Consider the following 20268-nt stretch of genomic DNA (forward strand, 5'->3'; position numbering starts at 1 on the left):
TCATGCATGTCTCGACCGTGCTCAAGTGCTTGTCCGGCTCGTCGACCGTGGCGACGAGCGCCGGATCAGCGCTCCAACTTGTCCATCGCGCGGTGGATGCGCTTCACCGACACCGGCTGCGACGTGCCGAGCGTCTGCGCGAACAGGCTCACCCGCAGCTCCTCGATGAGCCATCCGATGCTCCGCAACGCCTCGCTCGGGGAACGCCCCTGCGGCACCCCGGCCAACAGATCCCGATAGCGCTGCTGGACCTCGTCCACTTGGAACATCCAGTCCCGGTCGCGCTGCGGGTGGTATTGGAGCTTGTCCAGCCGCTGCTCGATCGCCCGCAGGTAGCGCGCCAGATCGGACAGCCGCGCGAAGCCCGTTCCGGTCACGAAGCCGGGATGCAGCAGCCCGTCCAGCTGGGCGCGGATGTCGGAGATCGCGTCGGCGTGCAGCCCTGCGGGCTGGTCGGCCAACAACGCCTCCACCCGCTGCGCCGCCGCCAAGACCTGCTCCACTTTGGACACCGCTTCGACGGTGACCTCACCCAGCCATGCCCGCACGTTGTTCTGGAGGGAGTCGAACGCCGCCTCGTCCCACACCGGCCCGCCGTTGTCCGCCATCAGCTTGTCGACGGCGCAGCTCACGCAGTCGTCGAGCACGGCGGCGAGGTCGCCGTACCGGCTGCTGCCCAGCACCAGCCGGGTGGTGCTGCTCATCCCCCGCTGGATGGACTTCACCGGCGACGGGAGGTTCAGCAGCAACAGCCGGCGGGTGCCGTCCCACAGCGCGTGCTGCTGCTCCTCTTCGGTGTCGAACATCCGCACCGCGACGCTGTCCCGTTCGTCCACCAACGCCGGGTACGCCTTCACGGCATGCCCCGACCGCTGCTGCTCGAAGGTGCGCGGCAACCGGCCGAAGTCCCAGGAACGCAACCCGCTCTGCTCGACGTCGTCCGCAGCGGCAGAGATCTCGGCCCGCAGCTTGGGTTTCAGCCGCTGCTTGAGCGACTCCAGGTCCTTGGACTCGGCGAGCTTGCACCCCTTGCCGTCCACGACCCGGAAGGTCATCGTCAGGTGGTCGGGCACCCGGTCGAGGTCCCACTCGGAGCGCGGCACCACCACCCCGGTCATGCTCTGGAGCTGCCGCTGCAGGCTGTCCAGCACCGCGCCGTCCGGCGAGGTCATGCGGGACAGCGCCGCCTTGGCGAAGTCCGGGGCCGGGACGAAGTTCCGGCGCACGGTCTTCGGCAGCGACTTCAGCAGCGCCGTCACGAGTGCCTCGCGCAGGCCCGGGATCTGCCAGTCGAAGCCGTCCGGTTCGATCTGGTTGAGCACGGCCAGCGGGATGTGCACGGTCACCCCGTCGGCGTCGGCGCCGGGTTCGAACTGGTAGGACAGCGGCAGCCGGTGACCGCCCTGCGGCCAGAAGTCCGGGTAGTCCTGGTCGCTGACCGCCGCCGATTCCTGGTTGATCAACATCGATTTCTCGAAGTTGAGCAGGTCCGGCTGTTCCTTGGCGGTCTCCTTCCACCACGCGTCGAAGTGCCTGCCGGAAACCACGTCCACGCCGATTCGCTGGTCGTAGAACTCGAACAGCGTCTCGTCGTCCACCAGAATGTCGCGCCGCCTGGCGCGCTCTTCGAGGTCCTCGACCTCGAAGAGCATCGCCCGGTTCTCGTGGAAGAACGCGTGCCGGGTGTCCCAGTCGCCCTCCACCAGCGCGTGCCGGATGAACAGCTCGCGGCTCAGCTCCGGGTCGATGCGCCCGTAGTTGACCTTGCGGCCGACCACGAGCGGCACGCCGTAGAGGGTGACCCGTTCGGCGGCGATCACCGCGGCGCGGTCCTTCTCCCAGTGCGGCTCGCTGTGACTGCGCTTGACCAGGTGCTGCGCGAGTTGTTCCACCCAGTCCGGTTCGATGCGAGCGGCGATGCGCGCCCAGAGGCGGGAGGTCTCCACCAGTTCCGCGGCCATCACCCAGCGCGGCGGCTTCTTGAACAGCGACGACCCGGGGAACACGGCGAACCGGGCGTTGCGCGCACCCTGGTACTCGTTCGAACCACGCCCGGGCGGCCCCGACTTCTTCTCGGTCTTCTTCTCGGTCTTCTTCTCGACGTCCTTGAGACCGATGTGCGACAGCAGACCGGCCAGCACCGACTGGTGGATCCGTGCCGCGTCGGCGTGCTGGTCGCCGAGGGTCATGCCCATCGACTTGACCATCTGCCGCAGCTGGCCGTAGAGGTCCTGCCACTCACGGACCCGCAGGTAGTTGAGGAAGTCGGTCCGGCACAGCTTCCGGAACTGGCTGGACGACAGTTCCTTCTGCTGGGTGCGCAGGTACCGCCACATGCTGAGGTAGGCGAGGAAATCGGACTCGGCGTCCTTGTCGACGAACCGCGCGTGCTTCTGGTCGGCGGCCTGCTGCTTTTCCGCCGGTCGTTCGCGGGGGTCCTGAATGGACAGCGCGGCGGCGATGACGAGCACGTCGCGCACGCAGCCGTTGCGGTCCGCTTCGAGCACCATCCGGGCCAGCCGCGGGTCGATCGGGAGCTGGGCGAGCTTGCGGCCGATCGGGGTCAGCCGCTTGTGCAGCTCGGTCTTCGAGCGGTCCAGCGCGCCCAGTTCGTGGAGCAGGTTGACGCCGTCGGTGATCTGGCGACGGTCCGGCGGCTCCAGGAACGGGAACGATTCGATCTCGCCCAGCCCCAGCGAGGTCATCTGCAGGATGACCGAGGCCAGGTGGGTGCGCAGGATCTCCGGATCGGTGAACTCGGGGCGGGACTCGAAGTCCTCCTCGGAGTACAGCCGGATGCAGATACCTTCGGAAACCCGGCCGCAGCGGCCCTTCCGCTGGTTCGCCGACGCCTGCGAGACCGGTTCGATGGGCAGCCGCTGCACCTTCGTCCGGAAGCTGTACCGGGAGATGCGGGCGGTGCCGGGGTCGATGACGTACTTGATGCCGGGCACCGTCAGCGAGGTCTCGGCCACGTTGGTGGACAACACGATCCGCCGACCGCTGTGCGGCTGGAACACGCGGTGCTGCTCGGCAGCCGTCAGCCGCGCGTACAGCGGCAGGACCTCGGTGTTGCGCAGGTTCTGCTGCTTCAGGGCGTCGGCGGCGTCCCGGATCTCCCGTTCACCGCTGAGGAAGACCAGGATGTCGCCCGGCCCCTCGGCGCAGAGCTCCTCCACCGCGTCGCAGATGGCCTGCGTCTGGTCGCGCACCACGTCCTCGGTCTCGTCCGAGTCGTCCAGCAGCGGGCGGTACCGCAACTCGACCGGGTAGGTGCGCCCGGAGACCTCGATCACCGGCGCGTCGTCGAAATGCCGCGAGAAGCGCTCCGGGTCGATGGTGGCCGAGGTGATGATCACCTTCAGGTCGGGGCGGCGCGGCAGCAGCTGCTTGAGGTAGCCCAGGATGAAGTCGATGTTCAGGCTGCGCTCGTGCGCCTCGTCGATGATCAGCGTGTCGTAGCGCCGCAGCAGCCGGTCGTGCTGGATCTCGGCCAGCAGGATGCCGTCGGTCATCAGCTTGACCAGGGTGTCCTCGCCGGCCCGCTCGGTGAAGCGCACCTGGTAGCCGATGGTGCTGCCGAGCTCGGTGTCGAGCTCCTCGGCGACGCGTTCGGCAACGGTGCGGGCGGCCAGCCGCCGGGGCTGAGTGTGGCCGATCATGCCCTGGACGCCTCGGCCCAGCTCCAGGCACATCTTCGGCAGCTGCGTCGTCTTTCCGGAGCCGGTCTCGCCAGCGACGATGACGACCTGGTTGTCGCGGATCGCCGCGAGCAGGTCGTCCCGGCGCTGGCTGACCGGCAGCGCCTCGGGGTAGCTGATCTTGGGCACGTTGCCCCGGCGCTGCTCGATCCGCCGCTCCGCGGCCTCGACATCGCCGGCGATCTCGGCCGTCACGGCCTGCAGTGCCTGCGGATCGCGGATCTTGCGGGCTCCCTCGATGCGACGACGCAGCCGACGCTGGTCGTGCAGCATCAGCTCAGGCAACCGTTCTCGCAGATCGACGAGCGGAGATTCAACAGACGACGTACCCATACTCCGTCCAAGCATAGAGAAGGCGTTGCATCGGCTGCCTCTGGTTTTCGCCGCAGCCACGGCGCGCACACCCGGAAGGGGAAATCGAGTGACCCAGGGCACTCAGACCCACTCGGCGTGGCACAGGTATGCCATTGCGGAGTCACCGACCCGGGTCAGCACCGCGGTCGCTTCCTGCGTGCCGTTCAGCTTCAGCCGACGGCGCAGGGCGTCCGGATCCACGTCGAGACCGCGGACGAGGATCTCCAGCCTACCCACGTCGTGGCTGCGCAGCAGCGTGCGCAGCGACTTCTCGCCGTACCGGCCGTGGTCGAAGACCCGGAAGGCGCGGACGCCCGGCGGCGGATCGTCGCCTGTCAGATAGGCGATGCGCGGGTCGAGCTGGGCGAGCCCGTGCCGCGCGGCGTAGTGCCTGACGAGGCCGGCGCGCACCACGGCGCCGTCCGGGTCGACGATCCACTGCCGAACTTCGACGGCCGGGCAGTCGTCCGGCTCCGCGTCGGTGATCGTCCAGCCAGTGCCATCCGGCCGCAGCACCGTCGCCCGGCGCCGAACCACCGGGTCGGCCAGCCCGCCGAACCACAGCGCGGCTTCCCGGACCTGCCCGGCCAGGGACACCACCTCTGCCTCGGCGGTGTCCGGGACCGCCGCGAAGTCCAACCCCGGTGCGCACTTAACCACGAGATCGCGTCGGGCGTACACGTCGAGCAGATCGTCCAGCGGCGGGACGAGGTCCGCCGGGTTCCAGCGCCGCCGACCGGCGTCGTCCCGGCGCGCCGGGTCCGCGACCACGGTCGTGCCCCGGGTCACCGGATGCAACGCGTCGGCCTCCGCGAGCACCGCCGACCGACCGGAAACCGCGAGGTTGTGCTGGGCCATCGACAACCGGACACGATCGAGGTCGGAGCCGGCGCAGCGCGCCGCGACGGCGGTCAGCGCAACCAGGTCCGCGCCGATGGAACAGGTCACGTCGTGCACGTCACGCCCGGCCAACCGCTGTGCGCGATGTCTGGCCACCATACTGGCCGTCGCCTGCTGCAACGCCGCGTCGGTGAACAGCCAATCCGCGCAATCATCCAATTTGGACTCGGCACGACGCCGCAGCACGGCCGTCTCCAACGCGGCGGCCGCGAACCGCTCACCGACGAGCTTGCGAGCGGCGGCGACGTCCTTGAGCCGCGTCGAACTGGTCAGCGCGAGCCCGGAGAGCTCGGCGACGGCATCCCGACCGGCCGCCGAGCGCAGGAAGACGACGTCCTCCAAGTCGAAGCTGTACCCCACCAGAACTCCTCAACACCGCTGCCGGAACCACGCTCCGGCAGCGAAGCCGCAGGACGAGCTGGTGAGGCGAGCTGTCACGATCCGTTCCGTCCGGATTCAGTTCCCGGTGAACTTGGCTTTGCCCGGGCCGTTCTCGATGAACGAGCGCATTCCGATCTTCTGGTCTTCGGTGGCGAAGGTGCCCGCGAAAAGGTGGGTCTCCAGCTTCAGCCCAGTGTCCAGGTCGACATCCAGCCCACCGTCGATCGCCGCCTTGGCCGCGGCCAGCGCGCGAGCCGCACCGCCGGTGAACTGCTCGGCCCAGCGCCGCGCCGCCGCGTACACCTCGTCGGGCGCCACGACCTCGTCGATCATGCCCAGCGACAGCGCTTCCTGGGCGTCGACGAAACGCCCGGTGTAGACGATGTCCTTCGCCTTGCTGGGCCCGATCAGGCGGGCGAGCCGCTGTGTGCCGCCCGCGCCGGGGATCACACCCAGCAGGATCTCGGGCTGGCCGACCTTGACGTTCTCCCCCGCGATGCGCCGATCGCAGCTCAACGCCAGCTCGAAACCGCCGCCGAGGGCGTACCCGGTCAGGGCTGCCACGGTCGGTTTCGGGATGGCGGCGACGTGGCTCATCGCATCCGACAGGCCGCGCTCCTCCTTGCGGGCCATGTCGGCGTAGGACATCTCGGCCATCTCCTTGATATCCGCGCCCGCCGCGAAGACCTTCTCGCCGCCGTAGACGATCACGGCGCGAACGTCGGAGCGCTCGGCGGCCTCGATCGCGGCGTCCCGCAACTCCGTCTCGATCTGCCGGTTCAACGCGTTCATCGGCGGCCGATCCAGCCGGATCGTCCCGATCGCGCCGTCCACCTCAAGCCTGACGAACTTTCCCACGCAGCAACCTCCTCGTCGAACCGCCACCTCGCGGGCAGGCTATCGCGCACCACCCCGAACCTGCTGTGTCGCGGATCTCAGCCGCGCCGCCGGGCGAAGAACCGGTCGCCGCTGCGCTGCAGTTCCAGGTCCTGGTCGAAGGTCTTGGACAGGTTGTCCTCGGTGAGCACGTCGTCGAGCATGCCTTGCGCGACGATGTTCCCCTCACGCAGCAGCAGGCCGTGGGTGAAGCCCGGAGGAATCTCCTCGACGTGGTGGGTGACCAGCACCGATGCGGGCGCGTCCGGGTCCATGGCCAGCGCGGACAACCGCGCCACCAGGTCCTCCCGGCCGCCCAGGTCCAGCCCCGCAGCCGGCTCGTCCAGCAGCAGCAGCTCGGGATCGGTCATCAGGGCCCGCGCGATGGTGGTGCGCTTGCGCTCCCCCTCGGACAACGTCGCGTACTCGCGGTCGGCCAGGTGCGCCACGCCGAGCATGTCGAGCAGTTCGGCGGCGCGGTCGGTGTCCATCGCGTCGTATTCCTCGCGCCACCGGCCGAGCACCGAATATCCGGCGCTGACCACGACATCGCGGACCAGTTCGTCGCCGGGGATGCGCGCAGCCAGGGCCGCCGAACACAGGCCGATGCGGGTCCGGAGGTCGAACACGTTGGTCTTGCCGAGCCGTTCGCCGAGCACGTCGACGCTGCCCTCACTCGGGTGCATCTCGGTGCTGGCCATCTTCAGCAACGTCGTCTTGCCCGCCCCGTTGGGGCCGAGCACCACCCAGCGCTCGTCGAGTTCCACCGACCAATTCACATCGGCCACCAGCGTGGTCTTGCCCCGCCGAACACCGACGCCATCCATCCGGATGACCAGGTCGTCCACGTCTACCTCCCAGCCGTGACTGACCGCAGCGCCGCGGCGACGCGCAGGCGGTTCATCTCCGTCCGGACCGCCGCAGGTATCCGGCAGGTCCCTCCGAGCCCCATTGTTCCGCCTGCACCTACGGCGGCTGCGGCCGGGAGCACCCTGCGCCCACCTGCCTGGAATGCCCCGGCCGGGTGACGATCACCGGGCGCCCAGATACCGGGACGATAGCGATCGTGCTGGAACTGCGGCCCGGCCCGTGCCACGATCGGTGACGTGTCCGATTCGTTGCTCACCCGCGATCGCGTGATCGACCTGTTCCTGGTCGTAACTTCCGCGTGTCGCTGAAGCGGTCTGCTCCGCCTTTCCAGGCTCTCATCGCGCGGTCCGACGAATCCATCCACTGATGCACGCCCCCGCCTCGGCAGGGTGTGCGCGTCGTGCCGTGCTCACCGCAAGACGACTTGGAGACACGCATGAGCGCTGTGCGACAGCACCCGTCCAACGCCAACCAACTGTCCGCGTACACCCCGACCGAACCGGTTCCCGAGCCGGGCGTGGTGGAACTGCACCCCGGGCTCGACCTGCCGTTGCTGCACGACCTGATCCGCCCCGACCACCTTTTGTGGACGCCGCGCGAACTGCGCGACCTCACCAGCCTGGTCGCGTCCGAACTGACCGGCCCGCTGCTCGACGTCGTGCGCATCGATGACGAACAGCGCTGGTGGGCCAAGCTCGGCCTGACCGCGGGCGTCGAGTTGTGGCTGCTGACGTGGGCGCCCGGCCAGGGCACCCAACCGCACGACCACGGCGGCGCGTCCGGCTCATTCTCCGTGCTGTTCGGCGCGCTTCGGGAGGACTACCGGTATCCAGCGGGCCCGATCCGCACCACGCACCACGACGTCGGCTCGGGCGTCGGCTTCGGCAGCGGGCGCGCGCACCAGGTCCGCAACATCAGCTCGGTGAACTCGGCGAGCGTGCACGCATATTCGCCACCGCTGCTGCCGGTCCGCTATTACGCGGATCTGGCTGACGTGCCACCGGTCCCGCCGCAACGGCCGCACGTTCCGCAAACGCCCGCACCACACCCGAAGGAGCTCGGATGACCGCGATCCCGACCCAACGACAGGACAGCGTCACGGCTGGCCCGTTCGGCATCGAGCATCTGCTGTCCGAATCGCGTGCGAAGCTGGCCCGGGTCTCGCCGCAGGAAGCGCTCGCGTTGCAGCAGGAAGGCGGCCTGATCATCGACATCCGGCCGCAGTCCGACCGGCTCGTCGAAGGCGAGATCCCGGGTGCGCTGACCGTGGAGCGGATCGTTCTGGAATGGCGCCTGGACCCGGCCGGCGGCCACCGCCTGGACGGCCTGCACCCCGACCGCCCGGTCGTCCTGGTGTGCAACGAGGGCTACGCCTCCAGCCTCGCCGCCGCCCAGGCGAAGACCCTCGGCCTGTCCAAGGCCACCGACCTCGCCGGCGGCTTCCGGGCCTGGAAAGCAGCAGGCCTCCCGGTCACCACCAACGCCTGACGCCCGCGCACCCACTGCGAGGAAGGGAACCTTCCTGCCACCCTTGACAGGAAGGTTCCCTTCCTCACGCCCGCCGCCGGGGCGGACCGATGAGGCGCAAGACGATTACCGGTACCGGGCCCACTGTGGACCGGGGAGCGACGAGCACGATCTGCGCCCCGAGAGCCGGATGTGCCACAGCGCCCGCCTGCACTCCCGGTCAACGACCTGCCCAAACGGCACATCGAGGGCCGCCCGGTCCCGTACGCTTCCAACCTTGTGCGAGCTCAGAGTCTTTTGTTCCGCCCTTGGGTCGTGACCGCCGTCGTGGGCGCGGTAGCGGTAGCGGCCGTGGAGCTGGTCGCGGGCACCGGCCCGGTCGGTGCCGCCGTCGGCTGGCTCGGCGCCCTGGCCGGGGTGATCTTGCTGCCGATGGCTACCCAGCTGGGTTTGCTCATGGGCTCGGTGGTTTTCGGGCTGCGGGTCCGGCACGTGGTGTTCGGCGCGATGCGGGAGGTCGCGTCGTGGCGGATCGGCCTGGTGACCTTCACGATCCGCTGGCTGCCGGTCACATTGCGCTCGCAGATCGGTCCATGGCGTTCCCCGTTGATCCTTCGTTGCTGGCTGGCGGGCCTGCTGTCGGCGCTGGTCGGTGTCACCGTCGTCGTGGTCGGCTGGTTGCTCGCCGACGGTCCGTTCGGCCGCGGTTTCGTGCTCGCCGCAACGCCGCTCATGCTCTACAAGTTGTGGCCGAGGCGGGTTCCGCTGACCACCTCGACCGGTTGGTTGCTCTTCTCGCTGCCGCGCATGCGCGACCCCGAACGCACCGATTTCCTGGCCGCACCGATGGCTGCCCGCGCTTACGAGGCCCTGCGCGAAGGAGCCATCGAGCGCGCGCAGACGCATGCCGATGAACTCGCCGCGAAGTACCCGGGTTTGAACGCCACGATCTCGTGCCAGGTTGCCGTGATGGAGGCCCGCGGCGAATACGCGCCGGGGGTTCTGCTGATGCTGAAGAATCTGGCGGAGAACGACGAACTCCCACCGCGCAAGATGTCCTACGTCCTGGCGGGCCTCGCGGGCCTCGGTTTCAAGGCCGTGGAGGCCGGTCAGCTGCCTGCGGAAACCTTGCTGCCGACCGCGAAGAAAGCACTCGACGACGCGATCCGGCTCGGCTTCCCGGAGTTCGAGCTCAGCGGTGCGAGTGGACTGCTCGCGCTGATCGAGGGCGAGGCGGACCGCGCCGTCCGCCTCGCCACGACCGGAGCCGACTACAACCACTCACCGCTATCCCGCGCCGACGACCTCGTCACGCTCGCCCGCGCGCACATGGCTTGCCACGACAACGCCGCCGCGCGGGTCGCGTTGGCCAAGGCCGAGGAGCTGGCCCCGTGGTCGCCGAGGGTCGTCGAGACCCGCGAGCGGCTTTCCGTGGCATGATCGCGTCGCATCACTCCACCGAGAGCACCAGTTTCCCGGTTGTGCGGTTGGTTTCGCCGAGCGCGTGCGCTTTGGCCGCTTGCGCCAGCGGGAACACGCCCGCGATCGCCACGCACAGTCGGCCGGATTCGACGAGTTCGGCGACGGCGCGCATGCCCGGCCTCGACGGGCATCAGCTCCACCCGCACTCCAAACCGTTCTGCCTCGGCGACGGCGAAGTGGCCGACCCCACCTGAGGCCACATGGATCAGGACGCGCTGCCCGGCCTGCAATTGCGCGGTCTCCACCAACGCCTGCCAGGCGGTCAGCGTGGCGAGCGGGATGACAACCGCTTGCACGTGGCCGACGCTGCTCGATCTCGCCGCGCACGCGCGGATGAGCGGCCGCACGTTCACCCGCCGGTTCCGCGACGAGGTGGGGATCAGCCGCTCACCGGAAATCGTGGCTCTAACCAAATGGTAGAGCCCTCAGAGGTTCGCGCCCTTCGACTGGTTGCACTGGGCGCACAGCAGTTGGAGGTTCTCCTCGGTCGAGCTGCCGCCGAGCGCGACCGGGATGATGTGGTCGTACTGGATCTCGAAGCCGGTGCCGCATTGGACGCACCGGCCACCATCGCGCTGGAACACCCGCATCTTGACCTCGCGCGGGATCGCCGGGCGGCGGCCGGGCGAGCGCGCGTCGGTGTTGAGCAGCAGGTGCGCGCGGTCCAGCCTGGCCTTCTCCTTGCGTTGCCGGTCCCGCACCAGGGCGACGACGTCCTGCACCGAGTAACCACCCGACTCCCAGTAGAAGGAGCTCTCGAACCACCACCACGTCCGGCCGCCGGAGGACGCCACGCGCACCGGCCGGTTCAGCTGCTCGACGCGCATCCCGTCGAGCCGTCGCCGGTCGATGCGCGTCGGCGGGCAGCCGGTGCCGACGAAGAACCAGCGCCGTAGGAACAGGAATCCCCGGTCGTGGAAGAAGTCGGCGTTGCCGTCGGGGCGGAGCTGCGTGCTGCTGGTGCCGCGGGGCCGGGCGAACGGGGGCGTCTTCGGCCACTGGCGCTGCCACAGGGACAGCCCCGCGACCACGACGAAGGCCAATGCCGCAAGCAGAACCAGGTTCAGCACCGAATCGACGAAGCCAGCCACTCGAACCCCCAGGTCGCCCGGCGGACCGGGAGGCCCGAAGCACCCGGGAAATTACCGTGCGCGACCGATTCAGCACCGGGGGTTCTTGACGACTCCTCTTCAAGATCACACAGATGGCCCAGATGCGTTCCGGGCCGCGGGAACTCGGGCGATCAGCGGGGTTCGGTAAGGCGCTCGACGGCTTTTCGGGCCGCCGCCCGGAGATCCGCCGGCTTCGCGTCGCCGAGCATCATGCGGCGCAACTGCGGCACGGCCAGCGGCCAGCTGATCAAGCCGATCGACAGCAGGGCGAGCATCCCGGGGTCGAACTCGTCGGTCACGTTGCCGCTTTCCTGGGCACGGCGGATTGCTTCCGCTTGGTGCCGGTAGTGCTCGGCGCGTTCGGACTCGGCGACGACGCCGGTTTCGCCGCGCTCCAGGGCTTCCCACAGCAGCAGGCGCAGCACGTGCGGGTTCGCGACGTGGTAGTCGGCGAGGCGGTCGACGTAGCCGGGCAGGTCGTCGCCACCCATCGGGATCTCGGCGGCCAGCTCGTCCATCGTTCGTTCCAGCACCGTCGAGAACAGCGCGTCCTTGCTGCCGAAGTAGGCGTAGATCAGTTGCTTGTTCGCCTGCGCCTGCTTGGCGATCCGGTCGACGCGCGCACCGGCGATGCCGTAAGCGGCGAACTCGGCGATCGCCGCCTCGAAGATCCGAGCTTTGGTGGCTTCGGCGCTGCGGGACACACCTGAACTGTACTCGCCGAACCAACCAACCAGTTGAAATCGATCAGGCCGGTCGAGACATGGTCAACAGTTGATCAGTGTCTCGCCGGCCATAAACACGGAACCGCCGACCGAACACTTACGACCGCAAGGCGTGGCGGCCATAGCGATCAGCCTTGCGACACTCGGCTTCGATCTCCGCGCGCAGCTGCCAAACCGTCAACGCGCAATCCTCGGCATAGCCGTGCCGCCCCGGCGTCGAGAACAGCAGCGGAGCCAATACCACGGCGAGCAACAGAGCAATCAGGCACGCGACTGCAGCGCGAAGCATATGTCGTCCCACGATCCAGTACACGACGTCGTCCCGAACCGAACCGCGGCCACCGCCGCAGCATCCCGCTCCACCCACCACACACCGAACCCTGACTCCGATTGAATTTCGCCTCCGGAGTCAAGGATCCTTACTTGGAGTTATCCGAACGATGGCCCAGCAGCTGCGCCATCTTGCAGGGGTCAGCGAACGACCAGCCGTGAGTGCTTTTGGGTGCCATAGCACCCGAAAACGCTCACGGGTCTTTCGCCACGGCCTGTGGCAGCCCGGCCGGCCGTTGCCCGAGAGGTCGATGTCGATCGCTTCATCGGCGCGCACGTGCTGGGCGCGCCGGCACCCGGGTACTGGGTGCTGTTCGCCACCCGCATCGTGGGCGCGCTCTGCTACCCGGGTTTTCTGGGGCGCCGCGGTCGCCACAGGAGTCGGCCTCGTGCCGGAGAACGCCCGGAGCAGGGCCGTTGCGATCGTCGCGGGCGGGCTCACCCTCGCCACCATTGTCGGAGTGCCGACGGGCACCGTCCTCAGCCAGCTCGCGGGCTGGCGGTCGGTGTTCTGCGCAGTCGCCGTCCTCAGCCAGCTCGCGGGCTGGCGGTCGGTGTTCTGCGCAGTCGCCGTCCTCACCGCGGTGAGCCTCGCGTGCTCCCTGTTCACCGTCCGCGCCGATGCGGAGACCTCGGAGCAGCCGCGGAGCGCCGCCGCCGAGCTGCGCGCCATGGCCCGGCCCCAACTGTGGTTGTCGTTCGCGATCACCTCGTTGGCCTTCGGCGCGGTCATCGTCACCTTCGGCTACCTCGCCCCGGTGCTCGGTTACGGGCCGGCCACCGTGGGCGGGGTGGCCGGCAACTTGGCCGCGGTGCTGCCGATCGCGGTGGTGGCGCGGCGGTGCCGGGTCAGCTCGCGAGGACGACCTTGCCGAGTTCGGCGGGACCGGACAGCAGCGGATGCCGGGGCAGGACCCGGACGGTGTAACCCGCGGGACCCGCGTGCGGCAGCGTCACCGACGCTTCGTAGTGGCCGCCTTCCGCCGGGTGCATCGACTCGGTGACGAAGTCGTGCAGCACGTCGGAGTCGTCCACGCGCCCAACCACCACCTCGACGTCCACATCGGACGGATCGAGCCCGGCCAGGTCGACCCGCGCCCGCACCGTGACCTGCCCGCCGAGCAGCGGGGTGCCGCCGTCGTCGACGGACATCTCGGCGTCGCCGATCCGCACCCACGTCCAGGCCGCCTGCAACCGGGCGCGGTAGTCGGCGATCTCTCGCGCCCCGAGGTAGTCGTCCGCCGTGACGGCCCGCGCCGACCGCGCGGCCGGCATGTAGTGGTTGTCGACGTACTCGCGGATCATCCGCGACGCCTGCACACGCGGCCCCAGCGTCGCCAGGGTGTGCCGCACCATCGACATCCACTTGCCGGGCACACCGTCCGTGTTGCGCTCGTAGAACATCGGGGCCACGTGGTCGGAGATCAGCTCGTACAGCGCCGCGGATTCCAGGTCGTCGCGCCGGTTCGGGTCGCCGACCCCGTCGGCGTTCGGGATGGCCCAGCCGTTGTGGCTGTCGAACATCTCGTCCCACCAGCCGTCCCGCACCGACAGGTTCAGGGCACCGTTGAGCGCCGCCTTCATCCCCGAGGTGCCGCACGCCTCCAGCGGGCGCACGGGATTGTTCAGCCACACGTCGCAACCGGACACCAGGTACTTGGCCAACGACATGTCGTAGTCCGGCAGGAACGCGATGCGGTGCCGCACATCGGCCTGGTCGGCGAAGCGCACGATCTGCTGGATCATCGCCTTGCCGCCCTCGTCGGCGGGGTGCGACTTCCCGGCGACCACGATCTGCACCGGGCGGTCCGCGTCGAGCAGCAGCTCGCGCAGCCGCTCGGTGTCGCGCAGCATCAGCGTGGCCCGCTTGTAGGTCGGCACCCGGCGGGCGAAACCGATGGTGAGCACGTCCGGGTCGAAAACCGTGTCACACCAATTGAGTTCCAGGTCCGAAGCGCCACGCCGCAGCCACGCGGCACGCAGCCTGCGACGCACCTCGTCCACCAGGCGTTGGCGCAGCGAGCAGCGCAGTTCCCACAGCAGCGAGTCGCTGACCGGCTCGATGCCGCGCAGCCCGGCACCGCTGTCCATTTCGGACTCGCCGAGCAATTTGCCCAGTTCCCGCGCCGACCAGGTCGGCCCGTGCACGCCGTTGGTGACCGAGCGGATCGGGATCTCCTCGGTGCCGAAGCCCGGCCACAGGTTGCGGAACATCTTGCGGATGACCTTGCCGTGCAGCTCGGAAACACCGTTGGCGCGCTGCGCGAGCCGCAGCCCCATGTGGGCCATGTTGAACATCCCCGGGTTGTCCTCGGCGCCCAGCGCGAGCACCCGGTCCGTGGGCACGCGGGGCAGCAGCGCCTGCTCGGAGCCGTCGCCGAAGTAGTGCCTGACCAGGTCGACCGGGAAGCGGTCGATCCCGGCCGGGACCGGGGTGTGCGTGGTGAACACCGTCCCGGCCCGCACCGCGGCCACCGCCTGGTCGAACTTCAGGCCCGGCGATTCCAGCAGCTCGCGGGTCCGCTCCAGGCCCAGGAATCCGGCGTGGCCCTCGTTGGTGTGGAACACCTCGGGCTGCGGGTGGCCGGTCAGCTCGCAGTAGGCGCGGACCGCTCGCATGCCGCCGATCCCGGCGAGGATCTCCTGGCGGATCCGGTGCTCGGCGTCTCCGCCGTAGAGCCGGTCGGTGGTGCCGCGCAGGTCGTCGTCGTTCTCCGGCAGGTCGCTGTCGAGCAGCAGCAACGGAACCCGCCCGACCTGCGCCTTCCAGATCCGGGCGTGCAGGGTACGGCCGGCGGGCATCGCGACCCGCACCTGCAGGGGCCGCCCCGACGGCTCGGCCAGCATCTCCAGCGGCAGGCCGCGCGGATCCAGCACCGGGTAGTGCTCGATCTGCCAGCCCTCCGCTGACAGCGACTGCCGGAAGTACCCGGACCGGTACAGCAGCCCGACCCCGATCATCGGAACGCCCAGATCGGAGGCCGACTTCAGGTGGTCGCCAGCCAGCACCCCTAGTCCGCCGGAGTAGTTCGGCAGGGCCTCGGTGAGGCCGAACTCCATCGAGAAGTAGGCGATCGACGCGGGCAGCCCGGCGTCCTCGTCCTGCCGCTGCTGGTACCAGCGCGGCACCGCCAGGTACCGGCGCAGGTCGTCGTCGACGGCCCGGGTGCGCGCCAGGAAGTCCTGGTCACCGGCCAGCTGCCGCAGCCGTTCGGCGGGCACCTCGGCGAGCAGCCGCAGCGGATCCGCACCCACCGACGACCACACCTGCGGGTCGACCGCCGCGAACAGGTCCTGGGTCGGCGGATGCCAGGCCCAGCGGAGGTTGGTCGCCAGCGTGCCGAGCGCGCTCAACGGCTCGGGCAGGTGGGCACGCACGGTGAAGCGGTGGACTGCTCTCACAGCAGCGGACAATATCTTGGAACGCGGCGGCCCGTTCGCGGACGTGCCAGCCCCGCCGCCGCTCGTGGCCGATGGGAACCTTGGCTGCGTGCGCGCGATTGGACTGGTGGCGTTGGTGAGCTTGCTGATCGCCGGCGCTTGCGCGGCAACACCACCGCAACCGGACCCTGTGGCCGATCCCACGGTCGCCCCGTCGTTCGTGCACGGCACCGACCAAGGCGACACCGACCGGCTCGCGGCCACGATCGTCACCGACCTCCAGCGGTACTGGGCAGCGCAGTACCCGGCGGTGTTCGGCGCACCCTGGCGGGACCTCGACGGCGGCTTCTTCTCGGTCGACACCAACGGCACCGGCGCCCCGCCGCCCTGCGCGGCCGATGTGAAGGACATCGAAGGCAACGCGTACTACTGCGCCACGGTCGACGCCATTGCCTGGGACCGCGCAGCGCTGGTCCCGGTCCTGCGAGAGCACTACGGCGACGCATCGGTTGCTGTGGTGCTCGCGCACGAGATCGGCCACGCGGTGCAGCGACGCGCCGGACTGGATGCCGATGGCGCTCCGATAAGTCTCGAAGCGATGGCGGACTGCTACTCGGGTTCGTTCATCCGCTGGGTCGTGGACGGTCACGCCGAGCACCTGCGCATCAACCCTGCACAACTGGACCGCGCGATGCGTGCGCTCATCATCTTCCGCGACCCGGTGAGCACGAAGAGCACCGACGCCCACGGCACCGCCTTCGACCGCATTTCGGCCTTCCAGAGCGGATTTCTCGAGGGCGCGCGACGCTGCGCCGACGTGACCGGAACATCGCTGGCGGAAGCAACTCCGGACGATCCGAACAAACCGCTGGACGACGTCCTGCGCACCGATCGCATCACCGGCTACTTCGGCGCTCTCGTCACGCAGCGCGGCGGGCGGTGGACCCCGCCTGCCGTCCGCTCCGCGCCCGGATGTCCCGGAACAACCGGCGCCGCGCAGTTCTGCCCGCAACCCCCGACTATCGTCGTCGACCGCGCAGCGCTGGCCGGACCGCACCGCAGCATCGGCGACCAGGCCGTCACCACGCTGCTCGCCTCCCGATTCGCGCTGGCCGCCCTCACCGAACTCGGCCGCCCCACCACCGGACCCGTAGCGGGCAAGCAGATCGCCTGCCTCACCGGCGCTTACACGGCTGCGCAACCCGCGCTGTCGGCGGGCGACCTCGACGAAGCCGTCACGATCACACTCGAATCCGACGACGTCTCCCGCGACGCGCATGGCGCGAATTCGCTGACGGGATTCGACCGGATCGCGGCCTTGCGCACCGGAGCTCTCGGCGGCGCGGCATCCTGCGGCTGATCAGGACTTCGCGTAAAAGGCGGCGCGCGCCCGGATGATCCCGGGCCGGTGGCGCTCCTTACGGGCGGTGTCCTGGCGCTGACGGGCGACCTCCCGGTGGAGCTTTGCCGCCTGCATCAAGAGCCTGAGCTCTCGCCGGGAACTTCCTTTCATCCGGCCGCAGCCGTACGAGAGCAAGGGAACCTTCCTGCCATCCACCCGCAGCCGTACGAGAGCAAGGGAACCTTCCTGCCATCCGGCCGACCCCGGATCCGGCCAGATCGCACGTGGGGTCGATCTCGCAACCGATAGGCTGCTTCGGGCATCGAGCGGCTCAGGGCCGGCTCGGTGGCAAGAGGACTTCGGTCAGCAGGATGGGGCGCGGCAGTGGTACCGGTATCGACAAGAAGCCGACGGCGGAAGCGGATCCTCGGTACCGCTGTCTCGGTGCTCGCATGCACCGCCCTCGTCGGCGGGTGCTCGCAGGTGGTCAGCGGCACCCCGACGACGCTCGGCGGCTATTCGACCACCGAAGTCGCCGGCCTGCCCGCCAGCAACGGTCCCAGCGGTCCCAAGGACAGCGCGCCGGAGTCGTCGTTACCGGTGGAGGGCACCGACAACGGCGCGATGGACAAGCTCGCGCGCAACGCGGTCGCCGACATCGACACCTACTGGACCGAGACCTTCCCGAAGGCTTTCCCCGGCAAGCGCTTCGAGCCGGTCAGGCGGTTGGTGTCATACGACTCGGGCGGCCCCGGCATCCAACTTTGCGGGGAGAACACGGCCGGCGTGGTCAACGCGTTCTACTGCCCACCGGAGGACTTCATCGCGTGGGACCGCAGCACCCTGCTCCCGGAGCTCAACAACAGCTTCGGGCCGATGGCCGTGGTGACGGTGCTCGCGCACGAGATGGGGCACGCCGTGCAGCACCGCGCGGGCACGGCCACGTCGAACGACCAGGTGATCGTGCTGGAGCAGCAGGCGGACTGCTTCACCGGCGCGTACTTCCGGCACGTCGCCGAGGGATCCTCGAAGTACTTCCAGGTTTCCACCGGCGAAGGCCTCAACCAGGTCATGGGCGTGCTGAACTTCATCCGGGACTCCCCGGGTGATTCCGACTTCCGGGACGGAAGCGCGCACGGATCCGCGTTCGACCGGGTCACGGCGTTCCAGTTCGGCTTCAGCGAGGGCCCGCAGCGCTGCGCCAAGATGGACTTCGGCGACGTCCAGAAGCGCACCACGCTCTTCCAGGCGTGGAAGCCGATCCAGAAGCAGGACACTGATCTCCCGGTGGACCAGAAGAGCCTCAACGCGGTGGAGCAGAGCCTGCGCACGGTGTTCCGCGACACCGGCGCCGAGCCGCCCAAGATCGTCAAAGAACTGAAGCCGTGCGGTCGCGAGCAGGCCACCTCACCTGCGTCCTACTGCCCGAGCACGAACACGATCTCGTTGGACATTCCCGCCCTGCAGAAGATCGCCCAACCGCCAAGCAAGAACGGGGACACCAGCGGCTACGGCGATTTCGCCGCATACGCCCAGGTGGCGTCCAGGTATGCGCTGTCGGTGCAGAAGGCCGCGGGCCTGCCGCTGGACGACGAGGCCGCCGGCCTGCGCACCGCCTGCATGGTCGGTTCGTGGAGCGGGCTGCTGGTCGAGGACCCGATCGGGCAGCGCAACCCCGTCGGCAACCTGCGGATCGTGCCGGACGACATCGACGAGGGAGTGTCAGCGCTGCTCGGCGAGAACAGCCTGATCGCGGCGAACGTCCACGGCGACCAGGTGCGCGTCGGGTTCGCGCGGGTGGAGGCTTTCCGGGTCGGCGTCCAGGAGGGATTTGCCCCGTGCAGCACCAAGTACGGCGGCTGAGCTGACCGAACCTGCGGTGTCGTCCCGGATTACCGGGGCGACACCGCTTTTCTTTTCGCCGGAACAACCCGAACCGGTCACGGGCGTCCCACGGGCATGACCCTCGGGCGGAATCTTTGCTGGGACGGCCTCCTCAACGCACGGGACCCCGGCGGTCTCAGCGTGGGCGCGGGGCGGAAAACCCGCGACAGCTGATCGCCTAACCGATCGTCGACGAACCCCGAGCCAGCTGGGCGCGCGGAGGCGGCCCATCACCAGGAAAGGAAGGAGTGGCGATTTCGCGCGAAATCGCCACCTGGCACGCGTGGGGAGCGGCGATTTCTCGCGAAATCGCCGCTTCCCATGCGTCCTGGGCTCAGAACAGGGCGCTGGCGAGCGCCCTGCGGGCCGCCACGACCCGGTCGTCGCCCTCCGGGAAGATCTCGAACATCTCGATCAGGTGCTGGCGGATCCGGTCCCGGTCGTCGCCGGAGGTGCGCTTGATCGCGCGGATCAGCCGGTCGAAGCCCTCCGCAACCCGGCCGACGGCGACCTCCGCGTCGGCGGCGGCGAGCTGGGCGTCGATGACCTCCGGGGCCGCGTCGGCGCGCTCGATCGCGGCCGGGTCGGCCTGCTCGGCGCGCGCCGTGAAGCGGACCTGCGACAGCGCCGCCTTGGCCTGCTCGTTGTTCGGCTCGGAGGCGAGGATCTGCTGGTAGGCGGCCTCGGCGGCGGCGTAGTCACCGCGCTCCAGCGCGTCCTCGGCGGCGGTGAACCGCGGGTCCTCGGGCTCCTCGGCGGCCGGCTCGACGCCCTCTTCGGCGGCGCGGATGCAGGGCATCTGGTCGCGCAGGGCGTTCAGCAGCGAGTCGATCCACTGGCGGATCTGCGGTTCCGGGAGGGCACCGGCGAAGGCGTCCACCGGCTGCCCACCGGCGATGGCGATCACCATGGGCACCGACTGCACCTGGAACAGCTGCGCGATGCGCGGGTTCGCGTCGACGTCGATCTTGGCCAGCACCCAGGCGCCGTTGGCCTCCCGGGCGAGTCGTTCGAGCACCGGGGAGAGCTGCTTGCACGGACCGCACCAGGTCGCCCAGAGGTCGACAACCACAGGCACCTGCATGGACTTCTCGACGACCTCGGCCTGGAAGGTGGCCTCGGTCACGTCGATCACCGCAGCGGTCGCCGGCGCCGCACCGCTTTCGCCGTTGGTTGCGGGTGCCTGGCGGGCGGCCCTGGAGGTTGCTTCGGCCCGGTTCTTCAGGGCCGACAGGTCGACTGCGCCCGCCATCGCGGCGGACATAGCTGCTGCGTTCTGGCGTGGATCCGGCCTCGTCACGCCTCCATCCTGACATGTCCCACCGGCCGCGTGGCAGCTGGGCGGTGAATGTTCCGCGACCCGCGACGCCGAGCAACCAAAATCGACACGCCAACAAAGTCCCTAGATCAAACCGAGGCAGTGAACAGATGTCGCTCGAGCAGGTGGCAGGGCCGATTCACCC

The 20268-nt window shown here is 69.3% G+C and carries 16 protein-coding genes; 6 read left to right on the forward strand and 10 right to left on the reverse strand.

Annotated features, from left to right (window positions below; translation table 11 throughout):
* Positions 1–65: 65 nt before the first annotated feature.
* The 4 genes from hrpA to ACRXBZ_RS13045 form a co-directional block, all read right to left on the reverse strand.
* Entirely contained in the window at positions 66–4034 is a 3969-nt protein-coding gene (gene hrpA, locus ACRXBZ_RS13030; protein WP_433879355.1) for an ATP-dependent RNA helicase HrpA, read from the reverse strand.
* Positions 4035–4136: 102 nt separating this feature from the next.
* Entirely contained in the window at positions 4137–5315 is a 1179-nt protein-coding gene (locus ACRXBZ_RS13035; protein ID WP_433879356.1) for a THUMP-like domain-containing protein, read from the reverse strand.
* Between the two features lie 96 nt (positions 5316–5411).
* The gene (locus ACRXBZ_RS13040) at positions 5412–6194 is read right to left on the reverse strand and encodes an enoyl-CoA hydratase/isomerase family protein (protein WP_433879357.1); all 783 of its coding nucleotides are present in this window, start codon (positions 6192–6194) and stop codon (positions 5412–5414) included.
* A gap of 77 nt (positions 6195–6271) precedes the next feature.
* Entirely contained in the window at positions 6272–7039 is a 768-nt protein-coding gene (locus ACRXBZ_RS13045; RefSeq protein ID WP_433883863.1) for an ABC transporter ATP-binding protein, read from the reverse strand.
* Positions 7040–7518: 479 nt separating this feature from the next.
* Between ACRXBZ_RS13045 and ACRXBZ_RS13050 the strand changes: the two genes are divergently transcribed.
* From ACRXBZ_RS13050 to ACRXBZ_RS13060, 3 genes are all read left to right on the forward strand, one after another.
* Entirely contained in the window at positions 7519–8148 is a 630-nt protein-coding gene (locus ACRXBZ_RS13050) for a cysteine dioxygenase (protein ID WP_433879358.1), read from the forward strand.
* The gene (locus tag ACRXBZ_RS13055; RefSeq protein WP_433879359.1) at positions 8145–8570 is read left to right on the forward strand and encodes a rhodanese-like domain-containing protein; all 426 of its coding nucleotides are present in this window, start codon (positions 8145–8147) and stop codon (positions 8568–8570) included. The genes ACRXBZ_RS13050 and ACRXBZ_RS13055 overlap by 4 nt, the downstream gene beginning before the upstream one ends.
* 294 nt (positions 8571–8864) lie before the next feature.
* On the forward strand, positions 8865–9989 hold the full coding sequence (locus ACRXBZ_RS13060; protein WP_433879360.1) for a hypothetical protein: 1125 nt from the start codon (positions 8865–8867) through the stop codon (positions 9987–9989).
* Between the two features lie 10 nt (positions 9990–9999).
* Here the strand turns inward: ACRXBZ_RS13060 and ACRXBZ_RS13065 are convergent, their stop codons facing one another.
* Positions 10000–10143, reverse strand: coding sequence for a zinc-binding dehydrogenase (locus tag ACRXBZ_RS13065; protein ID WP_433879361.1), 144 nt, complete (start codon positions 10141–10143; stop codon positions 10000–10002).
* A gap of 167 nt (positions 10144–10310) precedes the next feature.
* On the opposite strand from ACRXBZ_RS13065, the gene ACRXBZ_RS13070 reads away from it, so the two are divergent.
* Positions 10311–10451 (forward strand): hypothetical protein, encoded by a 141-nt coding sequence (locus ACRXBZ_RS13070; RefSeq protein ID WP_433884140.1) that lies wholly within the window; start codon positions 10311–10313, stop codon positions 10449–10451.
* A 5-nt stretch (positions 10452–10456) separates the two neighbouring features.
* Here ACRXBZ_RS13070 and ACRXBZ_RS13075 read toward each other — a convergent pair whose 3' ends face one another.
* The 4 genes from ACRXBZ_RS13075 to glgP form a co-directional block, all read right to left on the reverse strand.
* Positions 10457–11122 (reverse strand): HNH endonuclease, encoded by a 666-nt coding sequence (locus tag ACRXBZ_RS13075; protein ID WP_433879362.1) that lies wholly within the window; start codon positions 11120–11122, stop codon positions 10457–10459.
* Positions 11123–11274: 152 nt separating this feature from the next.
* Positions 11275–11847: a TetR/AcrR family transcriptional regulator gene (locus tag ACRXBZ_RS13080; RefSeq protein ID WP_168585076.1), complete on the reverse strand. Its 573-nt coding sequence runs from the start codon at positions 11845–11847 to the stop codon at positions 11275–11277.
* A 118-nt stretch (positions 11848–11965) separates the two neighbouring features.
* Entirely contained in the window at positions 11966–12181 is a 216-nt protein-coding gene (locus ACRXBZ_RS13085) for a hypothetical protein (RefSeq protein WP_433879363.1), read from the reverse strand.
* 866 nt (positions 12182–13047) lie between these two features.
* Positions 13048–15600 (reverse strand): alpha-glucan family phosphorylase, encoded by a 2553-nt coding sequence (gene glgP, locus ACRXBZ_RS13090; RefSeq protein ID WP_433879364.1) that lies wholly within the window; start codon positions 15598–15600, stop codon positions 13048–13050.
* 88 nt (positions 15601–15688) lie between these two features.
* Here glgP and ACRXBZ_RS13095 point away from each other — a divergent pair, with 88 nt between their 5' ends.
* Together ACRXBZ_RS13095 and ACRXBZ_RS13100 are read left to right on the forward strand one after the other, a co-directional pair.
* The gene (locus ACRXBZ_RS13095) at positions 15689–16939 is read left to right on the forward strand and encodes a neutral zinc metallopeptidase (RefSeq protein WP_433879365.1); all 1251 of its coding nucleotides are present in this window, start codon (positions 15689–15691) and stop codon (positions 16937–16939) included.
* A gap of 465 nt (positions 16940–17404) precedes the next feature.
* The gene (locus ACRXBZ_RS13100; RefSeq protein WP_433879366.1) at positions 17405–18784 is read left to right on the forward strand and encodes a neutral zinc metallopeptidase; all 1380 of its coding nucleotides are present in this window, start codon (positions 17405–17407) and stop codon (positions 18782–18784) included.
* 355 nt (positions 18785–19139) lie between these two features.
* Here the strand turns inward: ACRXBZ_RS13100 and ACRXBZ_RS13105 are convergent, their stop codons facing one another.
* Positions 19140–20069 (reverse strand): tetratricopeptide repeat protein, encoded by a 930-nt coding sequence (locus ACRXBZ_RS13105; protein WP_433883864.1) that lies wholly within the window; start codon positions 20067–20069, stop codon positions 19140–19142.
* Between the last annotated feature and the right edge of the window lie 199 nt (positions 20070–20268).

The sequence above is a fragment of the Saccharopolyspora hattusasensis genome, assembly GCF_050972075.1.
Classification (GTDB): domain Bacteria; phylum Actinomycetota; class Actinomycetes; order Mycobacteriales; family Pseudonocardiaceae; genus Saccharopolyspora; species Saccharopolyspora hattusasensis.